We start from the raw sequence: 15,108 nt of genomic DNA on the forward strand, positions 1-15,108 counted from the left end.
GCAGTCGTGAGGCGCGGCGAAGGTACGGACCTTGCAGTGTCCGGCTCCCATTGCACCGGGGTAGCACCGGCGATGTCCGGGGGGAGGGCACGCAGGCGTCTGCACCGGGGGTGTCATGAAACCTGGCGACCTATCCGTGGTCCTAGCCGGGCCCCACAAGTGGGCATAAGGGTTACCTCGTGCCTGTTCTGTTACCTCAAGGGGCAGGCGCAGGGTGCTGACCGCTGGGCGGGAATGCCGGCGCCAGCGATGAAATGACACTTATTTGCAATAAATCGCTGCTAGCCTCGCCCGTCTGCCAACTGACGGTTGTGAAAGCCGGCGATGCCGCACACGGCGGCGAACAGGTGGGTTGAGAGGTGCGCTGCTGCTTAAGGACAAGAGCCGCGACGGGTGGGAATTACCGCAGGTATGCCATTCGTCACTTCGAAAAAGCGGACTGTGAACTATTGAACTAGTGTGAAGACACAGCGTTTGGCAGCGCTATCAAGGGGTTGCGATCATGAAGTTAGAAATAACGCGAGCTTTGTTCCTCGTCGGAGCTCTGGGCGTCGCTTCCATCGCCGCGGCGGCCTGGCATGAGCCATCGCCGTCGGTCATCAGCGTCAATGGCCTGGGCTACTGTCCCCTGCCGCCTAACGCCCGCCACAAGGCCGCCGTGCCCGACAAGCAATTGCTGTTGCTGATGTTCGGCCTGTCCCAGGGCATGGGCCCACAGGGCTGAGAGCCTGCTGGAAGACGTCAAAGCCCCGCGCATGCGGGGCTTTTTATTGGCTGGCGATCCGCTCTCGCTGCTCTTTCCTCCCGGTTCTTCCACGCAACAGGGAAGCCGGATGAGCCTCGCTCCGTTTCAGTTTCCTTCCTGCAACGCCCTTCAGCGGTACGGTACTTGCAGTTTCGCCCGGCACGAGCCGGCGATTACAGAGGGTATTTCGGTGCAACTCCCGGGATAGAGGTTTGGCGGCCCCTTTTTGGGGGGGCGCGTGCCCGGGCTTGCCGTTGTGCACGGGGTTACCCGGTGCACCTTCCTGTTACCGCAGGCGACACAAAAAGGTGGGAGTCATTCGTCCGTTCGGACGGTCTCGGTCTCTACGAGATGGCGGAACCTACCAGGCGATAACGAAGGAGCGACCGATGACGGCAGGTGTGATGGCGTTGACGAGTGACACGAACCACCAGTTCGACCATTTCTGGGACTGGCGTGGCGAGTGGGTCGAGGCACCGAACCTGAGGCGGGGTGGCGAAAGCGGGGTGGAGCGGGTGCGCCGCGATGACGGCGTTCTGTTGTATTGCAAGCGCCAGTGCGGCCACCTCTATCGCAGCGTGCTGCACCCCTTCGGACGCCCGACGGTGCTCCGTGAACGGGACGCCATCCGTGCGTTCGAGCGCCTCGGCGTGAGGGTGCCACGGCTGGTCTTCTGTGGCGCCCGGCGTGGCGGCGAGGCCGGCTGGCAAGCACTGCTGGTGACCGAGGCGCTGGACGGCTTCATCGACTTCGAGCGCTGGTACGCCTCGGTGGAAGGGCGGCCCGAGACCCTGGCGGAGCGCGAGCGGGTCCTCGGACAGGTGGCCGAGGTGCTGGCGCGGCTGCACCGGGGTGGCTGGCAGCACGGCTGCCTCTATCCCAAGCATGTGTTCATCCGCCTCGGAGAAGGCAGCGACCCTGCATCGGTGGAAGTCGCCCTGCTCGACCTGGAGAAGAGCCGCCGTCGCTTCGCCCACGCCCGGGCGGCCTTCAACGACGTCGGCCAGATCAAGCGTCATTCGGCCATTCGCGAGGATGACTGGGCCTGCCTGCTGGCCGCCTACGAGCTCGCCTTCGGCAGCCGCGTGGAGGCGTTGCACCGCCTTTGACGGCCCTTGAATGAAAAAGGCCCCGCATCTGCGGGGCCTTTTTCGTTCAACGTGGCTCAATGGCTGGTGGCGGGCTCTGCCTCCGGCTGGGTGGCGGGCCGTGGGTCCGGCTTGGCCAGCAGGGTATAGACGCAGGGCAGCACGAACAGGGTGAACAGCGTGCCGATGGACATGCCGGTGGCGATCACCATACCGATGTCGAAGCGGCTCACCGCGCCCGCGCCGCTGGCGAGAATCAGCGGCACCATGCCGAACACCATCGCCGCGGTGGTCATCAGTACCGGGCGCAGGCGGATGGACGCGGCTTCTTCCACGGCCTCCCTGGCGCTCAGGCCCTTGTCGCGGCGCAGCTGATTGGCGAACTCCACGATCAGGATGCCGTGCTTGCTGATCAGGCCGATCAGCGTCACCAGTCCCACCTGGGTGTAGATGTTCATGCTGGAGATGCCCAGGAACAGCGGGATCAGCGCGCCGCAGATCGACAGCGGCACCGTCACCAGGATCACCAGCGGGTCGCGGAAGCTCTCGAACTGCGCCGCCAGCACCAGGAAGATGATCGCCAGGGCGAGGCCGAAGGTCACGTAGAGCGCACTGCCTTCCTGCACGTACTGGCGCGAGGCGCCGGCGTAGTCGAAGGCGAAGCCGCGCGGGGCTTCCTCACGGGCGATCTGTGTCACCGTCTCCACCGCATCACCCATGCTCACCACCGGGAAGCCCTCGATGATCGCCGAGTTCAGCTGCTGGAACTGCTTGAGCTTGGTCGGTCGCGCGGTGTCGTGGACCGAGATCAGCGTGGACAGGGGCACCATGGCGCCGCTTTCACTCTTCACGTAGTAGTTGTTCAGCCAGTCCGGGTTGTCGCGGTAGGCGCGCTCCACCTGGGCGATCACCTTGTAGCTGCGACCGTCGATGGTGAAGCGGTTGATCTCGCCTTCACCCAGCAGCAGTGCGAGGGTGGAGCCGAGGTCCTCCATGGAGACGCCCATCTGCGCGGCCTTCTCCCGGTCGATATCCACCACCACCTCCGGTTTGTCGAAGGCCAGGTCGACGTTGAGGAAGGCGAACTTGCCCGAGGCTTCCGCGCGCTGCTTGATGCGCTCGGTCACCTGCAGCAGCGACTCGTAGTCGTTGGGGGTGTTGATCACGAACTGGAAGGGCAGGCCTTCACCGGTGCCCGGCAGCGACGGCAGGTTGAAGCCGAAGATCTGCAGGCCCGGGATGCGGTCCAGCTTGCCCTGGACCTCGTGCAGCAGCTCCATCTGGGTGCGCTCGCGCTCATCCCAGGGCTTGAGCAGGAAGCCGCCGATACCCGCCTGAACACCGTCGAAGCCGTTGATCTGGAACGACGAGTAGTACTCGGGGAAGGACTTGAAGATGTCCACGAACTCGTCGGTGTAGGCGTTCAGGTAGCTCAGGTTGGTCGGCTGCGGTGCCTTGGCCATGAGGAACACGATGCCCTGGTCCTCGTCGGGGGCCAGTTCGCTCTTGGTCATCATCAGCAGGATCGGGATCAGCGCCATGACGATGACCGCGAACACCACCACCACCGGGCGGGTGTTGAGGGTGCCGTGCAGGGCGCTCTGGTAGCGACGCTTGAGACGCTCGAAGATCATGTCCAGCTTGTGGGCCAGGCCGCTCGGGTTCTCCTCGTGGCGCAGCAGCTTGGAGCACATCATCGGCGACAGGGTCAGGGCGACCACGCCGGAGATGATCACCGCGCCCGCCAGGGTCAGGGCGAACTCGCGGAACAGCGCACCGGTAAGGCCGTCGAGGAAGCCGATGGGGGCATACACCGCCGCCAGGGTGATGGTCATGGAAATGACCGGCACGGCGATCTCGCGGGCGCCCTCGATGGCGGCATCGAAGGGGGTCTTGCCCTCTTCGATATGCCGGTGGATGTTCTCCACCACCACGATGGCGTCGTCCACCACCAGGCCGATGGCGAGCACCATCGCCAGCAGCGTCAGCAGGTTGATCGAATAGCCCATCAGCTGCATGAAGAACAGCACGCCGATCATCGACAGCGGGATGGTGATCACCGGGATCAGCACCGAGCGGAAGGCGCCGAGGAACAGGAACACGACCACGATGACGATCAGCACTGCCTCGCCCAGGGTCTTCACCACCTCGTCGATGGAGGCCTGGATGAAGCGCGTGGCGTCGTAGGCGATGGAGACCTTGAGGTTCGGCGGCAGCTGGGCTTCCAGCTCCGGCATGATCTCGCGCACATGCTTGATCACATCCAGCGGGTTGGCGCTGGGGGTGCCCTTGATGCCGATATAGACCGAGGGGATGCCATCGAAGGAACTGATGGAGTCGTAGTTCTCGGCGCCCATCTCGACCCGGGCGATATCACGCACCAGCACGCGGCTGTCGCCCTGGGTCTTCACCGGAATGGCGGAGAAGGCTTCGGGGGACTTGAGGTCGGTGGTGGCGTTGATGCTGGTCACCACGTACTCGCCCTTCACCTGGCCGGCGGCCGAGAGGAAGTTGTACTTGCGCACGGCATCGCTGACGTCGCCGGCGGTGACGCCGTAGGCGGCCATCCGCACCGGGTCCAGCCACAGACGCATGGCGAAGACCTGGTTGCCGAGGATCTCCGCTTCCGCCATGCCCGGCAGGGTGGCCAGCTTGGGCTGGATCACCCGCGACAGGTAGTCGGTGATCTGCGGGTTGGACAGCTCGTCGCTGTAGAAGCTGATGTACATCAGCGCCGAAGCGTCGGCCGACTCCTTGGACAGCACCGGGTCCTCGGCATCCTGCGGCAGCTGGTTCTTCACCTCGTTGGCCTTGGCCAGCAGTTCGGTGAAGAGACGATCGGAGTTCGAGCCGATGCGCGCGTAGATCGAGATGATCGACAGGTTCTGCTGGCTCGACGACGTCATGTAGTCGATGCCTTCGGCACTGGCCAGGCTCTGCTGCAGGGGCTGGGTGATGTAGCCCTGGATGGTCTCGGCGTTGGCACCGGGGTAGGCGGTGGTCACCGTGATCAGGGCGTTTTCCATCTGCGGGTACTGGCGGATCACCAGCTTGCTGAAGGCCTGGAAGCCCAGCAGCACGATCAGCAGGCTGACCACGGTCGCCAGTACCGGGCGACGGATGAAGGGATCTGTAAAAGCCATATCGGTATTCCTTGGCGTCGGGCCTTATTGCCCGGCGCTGGCTTGTTTGTCCGTTTGCGGCTGCAGGGCCTGGTCATCGGCGATGGCGACATGGGAACCGTTGTCCAGCTTCAGCTGGCCGGCGGTCACCACCTGCTCCTCGGGCTTGAGGCCCTTGAGCACCACGACCTTGCCGTCGCGGCGCGCTCCGGTCTCGACGAAGCGGCGTTCGACCACCAGCATCGGCTCGCCCTTGTCGTCCTTCTGCACCTGGCCGTCCTCGCCCTTCTTGGCGTCGATCACGTAGACCGAGTTGCCGTAGAGGGTGTAGGTGATGGCGGTTTCCGGCACGACGATGCGCGCGGTGTCGCCCGGCAGCAGCACTTCGAGGTTGGCGAACATGCCCGGCAGCAGCTTGTTGTCGGGGTTCTGCAGCATGGCGCGGACCTGCAGGTTGCGGGTGCTGTCCTCGACCTTGGGGTTGATCGCCGCGACCGTGCCTTCGAAGAACTCGCCCGGGTAGGCGGCCACGTTGATGCGCACGCGCTGGTCGATGGCGAGCTTGGGTACCGCCTGCTCGGGCAGGTAGAAGTCGACGAACAGGGTGCCGAGATCCTGCAGGGTGGCGATGGTGGTGCCGGAGGAAAGGAAGTCACCCACGTCCACCTGGCGGATGCCGATGGTGCCGGAGAAGGGCGCGACGATGCGCTTCTTCGCCAGCATGGCCTTCAGTTGGGCAACGCTGGCGGTGGATTTCTGCAGCTCCGAGGACAGGCGGTCGAACTCGCTCTTGGAGATGTTCTGCCGGTTCACCAGGCTGCGGCCGCGCTCGAACTCCACGCGGGCCAGGGCCAGGGTCGCCTCGGCGGTGGCCAGGCTGGCCTTCTCCACGTCGCTGTCCATCTGGATCAGCGGCTGGCCCAGGGTGACCTTCTCGCCGGAGCGGAACAGCACGTCCTGCACGGTGCCACCGACTTCTACGGTCAGGTCGACGCCCTGGAAGGCCTTGAGCGAGCCGATGGCCGGCAGACGCTCCTGCCAGGGTTGCTCCACGGCCTTGGCCGCCGAGACGCTGATGGCCGGTTTCGGTGCCGTGAACATGGCGATCTGCTGTTTGATGGAGAAGACTTTATAAACGGCGAGCGCAGCCACCACGAGGATGACCACGCCGAGCATGATGAGCATGCGGCGGAGCAACATATTCCGGTTCCTTGGCAAGGCAGATTGAGGCCTGGGAATAGGCGAGGGGTGCACCTTAGTACCACTGGCGGGGGCAAGTCAAAGGCGCGGAATTGCAAAAGTTTACATGCTGGCACGATGCCCATTTGGGCACTTGCAGATCGCCGGAGATCGCCACGGATCGCCTCATTTCAGCCAGCTGGAAACGGCCGTCGGGAGCCCGTGCGGTTTGCTGTGGAAAAGCACGCTGGACGCCAGGGGCGGCTGGGCGGTGGGCGCAGGGTGCAACCCGGTCAGGGCGCTGGCGCGGCTGGTGCTACCGGCCGGGGCGGGGCAAGGCACATCCCTGTGCCGGGAAACGCGTCAGGCGCTGAAGCGGCGGGTGACCCCGTTGAGCTCGCCGGAGAGCTCGTGCAGTCGGGTACTGGCCGCCTCGGTGCGTTGCACGTTTTCGTTGTTGGTGACGGCGATGGCGGTGATTTCGGTGAGGTTGCGCGAGATGTCCTCGGCCACCGAGGTCTGCTCCTCGGCCGCCGTGGCGATCTGCCGGTTCATGTCGCGGATGGCTTCCACCGCACCGGTGATGCGCTGCAGCATGGCGCCGGCCTCGGTGACCTGGGTGACGCTCTGCTCGCTGCGGTTCTGGCCGTTCTCGATGGCGCGCACCGCGTTCACCGCGCCGGTCTGCACCGTGTCGATGATCTGGTGGATCTCGGCGGTGGATTCGGCGGTGCGCTGGGCGAGGGTACGTACCTCGTCGGCGACCACGGCGAAACCACGGCCCTGCTCGCCAGCGCGGGCGGCTTCGATGGCGGCGTTGAGCGCCAGCAGGTTGGTCTGCTCGGCGATGCCACGGATCACTTCCAGCACCTTGCTGATGCGACCGCTGTCGTTCTCCAGGCGGCGGATCACGTCGGCCGTGGAGTCGATCTCGCCACGCATGCCAGTGATGCTCTGGATGGTCGCCTGCATCACCCGCTCGCCCTGCTGGGCGGAACTGTCGGCATCGTCGGCGGCGCGGGCGGCGTCGGCGGCGTGGCGCGCCACTTCCTGGGCGGTGGCGGACATCTCGTGCATCGCCGTGGCCACCTGGTCGGTGCGCGAGAACTGCTCGCGGGTGCCGCCGGCCATCAGCGTGGCGATGGCATTCAGCTCGCCGCTGGCGCTGTCCAGCTCGGCGGTGCTGTGCTTGAGGCGGTTGAAGGTGTCGGCGAGGAAGTCGCGGAGAACGTTGGCCGAATTGGCCAGGCGCCCCAGCTCATCGCGGCGGCTGGTGTCGACGCGCTCGCCGAAGTTGCCCTGGCTGAGGCGGGCGATGTGGTCGATCAGGTTGCGGATCGGGTCGATCAGGCGGCGGTTGATCAGCCAGATCGCCAGCAGGCCGATCAGCACGCTGGACACCAGCATCACCACCAGGCCGGTGGTCACGGTGCTGGCAGCGCTGGCGCTGATCTCGGCGGATTGCTTCGTGCCGCGATCATGCAACTGGGTGACCAGGGTGGTCATCTGCTCGCTGGCGGCGCGGTCGATGCCCTGCACGGCCTTGTCGCCTGCGCTTGGGTCGGCGCCGGCCGCGAGGAAGGCCTCGCGGCCCTTGCGGTAGGCACCGCCCAGGCTCTGGTGCTCATTGCGCAGACGCTCCACCTGGCTCTGCAGGCTGGAGTCGCCCTGCTCGCGGGCCTCGCTGACCAGCTTGCCGAGGATGTCCTGCACCTTGCGCTCCTGGTCCTCGAACTGGCCCCAGTACTTGTCCAGGGCGGCCGGGTCCTTGCCCCGCAGGAGGACGTTCTTCCATTCCTGCACCTGGCCCTTGAACTCGACGTTGGCGCTGTCGACGAGGCTCGACGCCTCCAGCGTGCCGCCTACCAGGTTGCGGTAGGACTGGATCCCTCCAGATAAAAAGTTGAAGCAGGTCAAGGCTATGACCAGGATCAGCAGCAGGCTGCCGCCCAACAACGCGAGTAGCTGGCCTCGCAGGGAAGTTTGCAGGGACATGGGATTACGCCTCGGGGACGTGGGAGGGATGGGTTGCAGATGGAGTATAGGTCGGCCGCCGCGACCGTTCATTGAGGCCGCGGCGACGAAATGCAGGAGTCAGGCCAGGTGCAGGTGGTTGTCCCAGAGTCCGGCGGGGAGTTGCAGTGGAGCGGCGGCGATCTCGGCCTTGCGGCAGTCGTAGAGGCGGCAGCGGCCTTGGCCGGAGGTGACCACGAAGCCGTCCTTCACCGCGCCGACGCCGGCGCAGTCGGGCAGGGGCGCGTCCAGGCGCACGGCGCCGCTGTCCAGGTCCCAGATGAAGAAGCGATTGCCGCGCGGGGCGGTCAGGGCCACCAGGCGCAGCTCGTCGTGGATGGCGACGCTGGCGGTGTACTGGGCCATCGACAGACGCTGCTCGTCCGCCAGGGGGAAGGGCTGGAAGGGCTGGCCCGGGCGCTTGATCGCCAGCAGGTCGGCGTGGTCGTTGGCGTCGCCCATGTACTGCTGGCCGGCGACGATGGTGCCGTCGGCGGCGATGGCCAGGTGGCGCACGCTGTTCATCTGCTGGGGCAGGGTCTCGCGGGAGATCAGGCTGCCGTCGCGGCGCATCAGCACCAGGCTCGGCTCCATGGCGTGGAGGTTCATTTCCACGCGGCTCTCGGCCTCGGTGCGGATGCCGCCGTTGGCGACCACGAAGGTCTCGCCGTCGGGCATCCAGGACACCTGGTGCGGGCCCAGGCCGTGGGTGGACAGCTCGCCCTGGTGGACCAGCCGGCGGTCGGCGTAGGCATAGACGCCGAGCAGGCCGCGGCCCGGGTCGCTGGTGTCGTTGTCGGTGGTGTAGAGCCACTCGCCGCTCCTGTGGAACACGCCGTGCCCGTAGAAGTGGCGATTGGGCAGGGACTTCACCGTCTGCAGCAGGCTGCCGTCGGTGAGGTCGATCAGGTAGCTCTCGGTGCCCGGGCGGCGGGCGACGAACAGGGCCACCGCTTCGCTGGGGTGCTCGACGATGTCGTGGCAGCGCTGGGCCACGCGGGTGGCGAATACCTGGGTGCCGTCGAGGCGGTAGCCGACGGCGTAGTGGCCGCCGTCGGCATCGTCACGGGCGGAGAGCAGCAGCGGGTCGTGGCCCTTCTTGCGGCTCAGGGTCCAGCCGCCCAGCGTCACGGCGCCGAGCAGCAGGCTGCCGAGGGCGAGTACCTGGCGGCGGAACATATCAGTCACCATCGTTGGCGTTGAAGCCGAGTTGGACGTTGAGAACACGGGCCAGCTCGTTGGAGTGCAGGCGGTGCACCACGTCGAGGCTGTCGTAGAAGACGTTCAGTTGCTTGAGGCCTTCCTCGCTCTGCAGCAGTTTGCTCAGCGGCGGGTCCAGGGCTTCGAGCTTGGCGCGGGCGTCGGCGTAGGCGGCGTCGATTTTCTCCGCCAGGGCCTTCTGGTCATCGCCCAGCAGGCTGCGGATGCCCTTGCCGTCGGCGCCCTGCCACAGCTGCTCGGCGCTGAGCAGGCTGGCGCCCAGGCTGGCCAGGGAGGTGTCGCTGCGCCAGCCATCGGCCTGGTAGGGCTGCGGCTGGCTCTTGGTCTGGCGGCCCATGGGCGTGCCGAGCTTCTTCTTCAGGGTGTCCAGGGCGGTGACCTGGACCCGCAGCAGCTCGGAGACGGCCTCGTGGGAGTCCGCGTAGCGCTGGTTGGGGAACTTGCTCAGTTGCTCGAGCATGCCGTCCTTGCTGTTCCAGGAGGCGAGGATTTCCTCGGCGAGGCTCTGCTGGCGCTGGCCGATGGCTTCCAGCAGCGGGCAGTAGCGGGCCTTCTGTTCCTGGTCGGCCAGGTCCAGGTTGCTGTCGAAGAGGATGTATTCGTAGGCCGAGAGGCCCTGCACCACGACGCTGGACTTGGCCAGGCCGGCGGCGTCGATGTCGGGCTTGGCCTTGACCAACTGCTCGACCTGGCGACCCACCAGGTTCTTCTTGTCCGGCCAGAACTGCACCTGCCAGGCGCGGTTGCCTTCGGCCAGCGGACCGACCATCAGCGGCTGCAGCTCGGCCCAGGCCTTCTGTGCCACGAGGAAATCGGCGCGGGCCTTGTCCAGCTCTTCCTTGCCGGAGCAGAACGCCAGGGCGCTGGCGGCCAGGGCGCGGTCGGCTTCCACCCAGCGGCTGTAGGTGGGCAGGATCACCTGCTTGGCCAGCGCAGCGGTGGCCTGGGCTTGCGGGTCCTGTGGGGCGCAGGCGCCGAGAGCCAGGGCGGCGAGGCTGGTGAAGAGCAGTTTGGGTCTGAACATGCAGGGCTCCTTAAAGGGAATTCAGGAATGCCAGCAGCGCGGCTCGCTGTCCAGCGTCATAGCGCATGACGGTCTGTTTCGCCGTCTCGGCCTCGCCGCCGTGCCAGAGGATGGCCTCGAGCAGGTTGCGGGCGCGCCCATCGTGAAGGAAACGGGTGTGGCCATTGACCGCTTCGGTCAGGCCGATGCCCCAGAGGGGCGCGGTGCGCCAGTCGCGGCCGCTGGCCTGGAACTCGGGACGGCCGTCGGCCAGCCCCTCGCCCATGTCGTGAAGCAGCAGGTCGCTGTAGGGGCGGATCACCTGGTTGGCCAGCTCCGGCTCGGCGGCATCGCTGCCGGTGGTGAAGCTCGGTACATGGCAGCCCTGGCAGCCGGCCTGGTGGAACAGCCCTTTGCCGTCGAGCACCTGCGGGTCGTTCACCTGGCGCCGCGCGGGCACGGCCAGGTTGCGGGCATAGAACAGCACCAGGCGCAGGATGTTGTCGCTGACCTCGGGCACACCGCCGTTGACCGCGGCCAGGCAGTCGATCTGGGCGGGCATGCAGTCGTCGCGGGGCAGCAGGCTGGTGGTCAGGCCCATGTCGCCGGAGAAGGCGTGGGCGTTCTGCTGGTTGAGGCTGGGCTGGCCGGCCTTCCAGCCGAAGCGGCCGAGCACGGTCTTGCCGGCGGCGTCATCCCAGACCTGGTTGGCGCGGCCGACGATGCCGGCGGGCTTGTCCTTCGAGACGCCCACGTTGGCGAGGATGGCGGCTTCGGGAATGGCCTCCAGCAGGCCCAGGCCGATCATCGGCGGGGCGACGCGGGCGGAGAACATCGTCTGCGGGTGCATGGGGCCGTAGCCGAGCTGGGTGATTTCCAGGGTCGGCTTCTGCAGCTCCACGCGGGTGCCGTCGGCGAGGGTCACCGGCACCGTCTCATAGCGCATGCGCACCTTGCCTTCCGGGGCGACGCCGGGGATGGCCACGTCCTGCAGCTGGCCGCCGTACACCGGTTCGGGCACCACGCCCAGGCGCTCCAGGGTGCGCTGGTGCTCGGCCTTGGCTTCGGCCGGGATGGACAGGCGCACCAGCATGGACACGGCATTGATCGCGCCCGGCCCGGGCGGATGGCCGCGGCCGTCCTTGATGTGGCAGTTCTGGCAGGCGTTGGTGTTGAACAGCGGGCCCAGGCCATCACGGGCGGTGGTGGAGGAGGGCGCGATCACCCAGGGATTGCGGAAGAAGCTGTTGCCGACGCTGAAGTCCAAGCGCCGGCTCGGCGGCAGGTTGGCCGAGGGCAGCGAGAAGGCGTTGCGGTCACTCTGGTCGACCGTGGTGGCGCCGCCGGAAAGGTGCTCACCCGGCTCTGCCTGGGTGAAGCGTGGCGCGTCGTCGCAAGCGCCCAGGCCAAGTACTAGCAGCAGGGGAAATGCGCGGCGCAAGGCCGATGAAGCGGGCATTGGCGGGGTCCGGTCGGCTGAAAACAGGCGGGCAATGTTAGCAGGCGAAGGATCATTAAATAAGAGGGATTTGCGTTTGCCCATGAGGGCGATCCGCTGCTCTGGCGGGTGCGTCAAAAGGCCCGGGGAAGAAGCTGGGGCCCGCATGGGGAGCGGCCCTGCGCTGCTCTTGCGCGGGCTGACGAGCGCCCACAAAAAAGCGGATGCGGCGTTGCGCCGCATCCGCTTCGCTTGTTACCGGGTCGATCAGAATTCGTGATCGGCGTTGTCCGGTTTCAGGTCGCTGATGCCCAGCTTGCCAGCGGCTTGCTCAATGGCACCGGTCTGCTTGACCAGGGCGGCGATGGCGTCACGGACGATCTGGTTGCCTTCGGCGTTGTCCGGGGCGATCAACTGATCGAAGTGCACGCCCTTGTTGGCGCTGTCCACCAGGACCTGCAGCTTGGCTTCGGTGGCTTCCAGGTCGGCCTTCAGGGTGGTGTCGGTCGCGGCATCGGTCTTGGCGACCAGGGACGACAGGCTCGGGCCGGTCAGGGTGGTGCCGTCGACCTTCTTGTACTCGCCCAGGTAGACGTTGCGGATGCCCTTGCCGTTGTAGAAGTGCGAGTTGTGGGTGTTGTCGCTGAAGCAGTCGTGCTCGTCTTCAGGGGAGTTGGCTTCCAGCGCGACCTTCATGCGCTCGCCGGCCAGTTCGCCCAGGGACAGGCTGCCCATGCCGAAGAGCATCTTGCGCAGGCCGGATTCGGCCGGTTCGGCTTCCAGCTTGGCGCGGTAGTTGTCGGCAACGCCGGCTTTCCACTGGCCAACCATGTAGTCCAGGTCGCTGACCAGCAGGTCGGTGGCAGCCTTCAGGTAGGCGGCGCGACGGTCGCAGTTGCCGCCGGTGCAGTCCTTGCCCTGGGCGTAGTCGGTCGCCGGGCGGTTGCCGGCGCCCGGGCCGGTGCCGTTCAGGTCCTGGCCCCAGAGGAGGAATTCGATGGCGTGGTAGCCGGTGGCGACGTTGGCTTCGGAACCGCCCAGCTCGTTCAGGCTGGAGAGCTTCTCACCGGTGATCTCGGTGACGTCGATCTTGTCTTCGCCGACCTGGATTTCCTTGTTGGCGATGATGTTGGCGGTGGCGCCCGGGTTGCCCAGCGCATGCTGGTAGTCCTTGGCGACGTAGTCGATCAGGCCCTCGTCCAGCGGCCAGGCGTTGAGGCCGCCTTCCCAATCGTCGACAACGGCGTTGCCAAAGCGGAAGACTTCGCTCTGCATGTACGGGGTGCGCGCGGCCAGCCAGGCTTCGCGGGCGGCTTTCAGGGTGTCGTCGCCAGGCTTGGCGATGAAGGCGTCGACGGCTTTCTGCAGGTCGACGGCGGTGCTATGGGCGTCGCTGAACACGGCCAGGGCCATATCGGCGTAGTGCTTGACCACGGCCTTGGCGGCGGCTTCGTCGACTTTCGCTACGGTCGCGGCTGGGGTGCTGCTGGCGGCTGCGGGAGCGGCGGCTTGCGGTGCGGCGGCCTTGTCCTTGTCGTCGCCGCAACCGGCGAGGGTGATGGCAATGGCAAGCAGGCTGGCAGTAGCCAGGGGCATACGACTCATGGCGAATTCCTTTGCGTGTTGTGGGGGACGTGGCGCAATTGCGCCCGAGAAACCGCGACATAATGCGAAAGATTTGCATTTTTGAAAAGGCCCGATGCAGCGTCCCCTGGATGCGGGATGTGCCCGTGGTCTCTATGCGCCAGCCGGGCTGACGTTAGAATGCCAGCAGTCTTGTTCCACCGAAGCCAAGGAGTTGCTCGCATGTCCCTGACCAGTGTCGCCCTGATCGTTGCTGCCCTGCTGGTCGCCGCCTACGCGGTGACCCTCTATAACGCCCTGGTGCGCCTCAAGCACGGCGTGACCAAGGCCTGGTCGAACATCGAGGTGCTGCTCAAGCAGCGCCATGACGAGCTGCCCAAGCTGGTGGAGACCTGCAAGCAGTACATGCAGCACGAGCGCACCACCCTGGAAAACGTCATCGCCGCCCGCAACGCCGTGGCCAGCGCCCGTGAGCGTGGCGACGTCGGCGCCCTGGGCCAGGCCGAGAGCGGCCTGCGTGCCGGCCTGGGCCAGCTTTTTGCCCTGGCGGAGAACTACCCCCAGCTCAAGGCCAACGAAAGCTTCCAGTTCCTCCAGCAGCGCATCAGCGGCCTGGAGAACGGCATCGCCGACCGGCGCGAGCTGTACAACGAAGCGGTCAACCTCAACAACGTGCGCATCGAGCAGTTCCCGGATGTGCTGCTGGCCCGCCTGTTCGGCTTCAAGCCCGCCGAGCTGCTGGTGTTCAGCGAGGCCGAGAAGGCCGACGTCGACCTCAAGTCGCTGTTCAACTGATGGTTAGTGGCGATGCCGCCGGGCTCGCGATGAGCCTGGCCTTCAGCCTCGGCGCCTTCTTCGGCGGCGGCTGGTGGTGCCTCAAGCGCCTGTCCGAGGCGCGCTTCCTGCTGGATACGCCGACCTCGAAGATCCGCTCCGCCGCCCAGGGCTATGTCGAGCTCTATGGCGTCCTCCAGGAATCCACCCTCGGCCAGCTGCAGGCGCCGCTCACCGGCAAGCCCTGTCTGTGGTGGCGCTTCCGTATCGAGGAGTACCAGGAGAGCGGCAAGAACAAGAGCTGGCGGGTGATCGAGAGCGGCACCAGCGACCAGTGGCTGCAACTGGGCGATGGCACCGGCGATTGCCTGATCGACCCGCGCGGCGCCGAAGTGCGCCCCTCCACCCGCGAGGTGTGGAAGGGCAACCAGCGCCACCCGCGCAATGTCGCGGCGCAGCCCGGTTTCCTCGGCATGCTGCTGGGGGGCGGCGAATACCGTTACACCGAGGAGCGCCTGCACCTCGGCGGCCCGCTCTATGCCATCGGTGATTTCCACACCGCCGGTGCCGGCCACCAGGGCTTCGATGGCACGGCAGCCCAGGGCGCGGTGATCCGTGAATGGAAGAGCGATTTCAGCGGCCTGCTGCGGCGCTTCGACAGCAACGGCGATGGCCAACTGGACGAGGCCGAGTGGAACCGCGTGCGCCTCGCCGCCCAACTGGAGGCCGAGGACCGCCACCGCTCCACCAGCGCCGCGCCCGCGGTCAACCACCTGCGCAAGCCGGGCGAGTCGCGGCCTTTCCTGCTCTCCAGCCATGGCGAGGACGTGCTCGCACGCTCCTTCTACTGGCAGGCCCTGGGCGGGGCTGCCGTGTGCATCATCGGCGCGGTGGCCACCGTGTACCTGCTGCAGGTGACGGGGCTGGTGTGATGCCTGGCG

Annotated in this window: 11 protein-coding genes and 1 pseudogene; 4 read left to right on the forward strand and 8 right to left on the reverse strand. The window is 66.5% G+C overall.

Annotated elements, in window-relative coordinates; translation table 11 throughout:
• Positions 1-502 precede the first annotated feature (502 nt).
• A complete protein-coding gene (locus PI990_RS06665; protein ID WP_271660143.1) occupies positions 503-724 on the forward strand; it encodes a hypothetical protein in 222 nt (73 codons plus the stop codon).
• Positions 725-1,149: 425 nt separating this feature from the next.
• A complete protein-coding gene (locus PI990_RS06670) occupies positions 1,150-1,854 on the forward strand; it encodes a lipopolysaccharide kinase InaA family protein (RefSeq protein ID WP_271661270.1) in 705 nt (234 codons plus the stop codon).
• A gap of 56 nt (positions 1,855-1,910) precedes the next feature.
• Here the strand turns inward: PI990_RS06670 and PI990_RS06675 are convergent, their stop codons facing one another.
• The 8 genes and pseudogenes from PI990_RS06675 to PI990_RS06705 form a co-directional block, all read right to left on the reverse strand.
• Positions 1,911-4,976, reverse strand: a complete 3,066-nt coding sequence (locus tag PI990_RS06675; protein WP_271660144.1) for a multidrug efflux RND transporter permease subunit — start codon at positions 4,974-4,976, stop codon at positions 1,911-1,913.
• 24 nt (positions 4,977-5,000) lie between these two features.
• Positions 5,001-6,155 carry an efflux RND transporter periplasmic adaptor subunit gene (locus PI990_RS06680; RefSeq protein ID WP_271660145.1) on the reverse strand — a complete coding sequence of 385 codons (1,155 nt, stop codon included), beginning with the start codon at positions 6,153-6,155 and terminating at the stop codon, positions 5,001-5,003.
• Positions 6,156-6,497: 342 nt separating this feature from the next.
• The gene (locus PI990_RS31510; protein WP_371877132.1) at positions 6,498-7,265 is read right to left on the reverse strand and encodes a methyl-accepting chemotaxis protein; all 768 of its coding nucleotides are present in this window, start codon (positions 7,263-7,265) and stop codon (positions 6,498-6,500) included.
• 165 nt (positions 7,266-7,430) lie between these two features.
• Positions 7,431-8,201 (reverse strand): annotated as a pseudogene (locus PI990_RS31515) (methyl-accepting chemotaxis protein); the annotation flags it as partial.
• Positions 8,202-8,228: 27 nt separating this feature from the next.
• Positions 8,229-9,326 (reverse strand): DUF1513 domain-containing protein, encoded by a 1,098-nt coding sequence (locus PI990_RS06690; RefSeq protein ID WP_271660147.1) that lies wholly within the window; start codon positions 9,324-9,326, stop codon positions 8,229-8,231.
• A gap of 1 nt (position 9,327) precedes the next feature.
• Positions 9,328-10,392, reverse strand: a complete 1,065-nt coding sequence (locus tag PI990_RS06695; protein ID WP_043241239.1) for an imelysin family protein — start codon at positions 10,390-10,392, stop codon at positions 9,328-9,330.
• Positions 10,393-10,402: 10 nt separating this feature from the next.
• Positions 10,403-11,830: a di-heme oxidoreductase family protein gene (locus PI990_RS06700; protein ID WP_271660148.1), complete on the reverse strand. Its 1,428-nt coding sequence runs from the start codon at positions 11,828-11,830 to the stop codon at positions 10,403-10,405.
• Between the two features lie 246 nt (positions 11,831-12,076).
• Positions 12,077-13,414, reverse strand: coding sequence for an imelysin family protein (locus PI990_RS06705; RefSeq protein WP_271660149.1), 1,338 nt, complete (start codon positions 13,412-13,414; stop codon positions 12,077-12,079).
• A 201-nt stretch (positions 13,415-13,615) separates the two neighbouring features.
• Between PI990_RS06705 and PI990_RS06710 the strand changes: the two genes are divergently transcribed.
• Together PI990_RS06710 and PI990_RS06715 are read left to right on the forward strand one after the other, a co-directional pair.
• A complete protein-coding gene (locus PI990_RS06710) occupies positions 13,616-14,188 on the forward strand; it encodes a LemA family protein (protein ID WP_043241229.1) in 573 nt (190 codons plus the stop codon).
• Positions 14,188-15,099, forward strand: coding sequence for an E3 ubiquitin ligase family protein (locus PI990_RS06715; RefSeq protein WP_265167775.1), 912 nt, complete (start codon positions 14,188-14,190; stop codon positions 15,097-15,099). Before PI990_RS06710 ends, PI990_RS06715 begins: the two co-directional genes overlap by 1 nt.
• Positions 15,100-15,108: the final 9 nt, after the last annotated feature.

The organism is Pseudomonas sp. TUM22785 (assembly GCF_028198105.1).
Lineage (GTDB): Bacteria > Pseudomonadota > Gammaproteobacteria > Pseudomonadales > Pseudomonadaceae > Metapseudomonas > Metapseudomonas solani.

What these genes read in the sequence shown, in the direction of transcription:
- PI990_RS06670 (WP_271661270.1), top strand. Translation starts at nt 1,150, where the DNA reads ATGGCGTTGACGAGTGACACGAACCACCAGTTCGACCATTTCTGGGAC.
- PI990_RS06695 (WP_043241239.1), bottom strand. Translation starts at nt 10,392, where the DNA reads ATGTTCAGACCCAAACTGCTCTTCACCAGCCTCGCCGCCCTGGCTCTC.
- PI990_RS06675 (WP_271660144.1), bottom strand. Translation starts at nt 4,976, where the DNA reads ATGGCTTTTACAGATCCCTTCATCCGTCGCCCGGTACTGGCGACCGTG.
- PI990_RS06665 (WP_271660143.1), top strand. Translation starts at nt 503, where the DNA reads ATGAAGTTAGAAATAACGCGAGCTTTGTTCCTCGTCGGAGCTCTGGGC.
- PI990_RS06710 (WP_043241229.1), top strand. Translation starts at nt 13,616, where the DNA reads ATGTCCCTGACCAGTGTCGCCCTGATCGTTGCTGCCCTGCTGGTCGCC.
- PI990_RS06680 (WP_271660145.1), bottom strand. Translation starts at nt 6,155, where the DNA reads ATGTTGCTCCGCCGCATGCTCATCATGCTCGGCGTGGTCATCCTCGTG.
- PI990_RS31510 (WP_371877132.1), bottom strand. Translation starts at nt 7,265, where the DNA reads ATGGCCGGCGGCACCCGCGAGCAGTTCTCGCGCACCGACCAGGTGGCC.
- PI990_RS06700 (WP_271660148.1), bottom strand. Translation starts at nt 11,830, where the DNA reads ATGCCCGCTTCATCGGCCTTGCGCCGCGCATTTCCCCTGCTGCTAGTA.
- PI990_RS06705 (WP_271660149.1), bottom strand. Translation starts at nt 13,414, where the DNA reads ATGAGTCGTATGCCCCTGGCTACTGCCAGCCTGCTTGCCATTGCCATC.
- PI990_RS06690 (WP_271660147.1), bottom strand. Translation starts at nt 9,326, where the DNA reads ATGTTCCGCCGCCAGGTACTCGCCCTCGGCAGCCTGCTGCTCGGCGCC.
- PI990_RS06715 (WP_265167775.1), top strand. Translation starts at nt 14,188, where the DNA reads ATGGTTAGTGGCGATGCCGCCGGGCTCGCGATGAGCCTGGCCTTCAGC.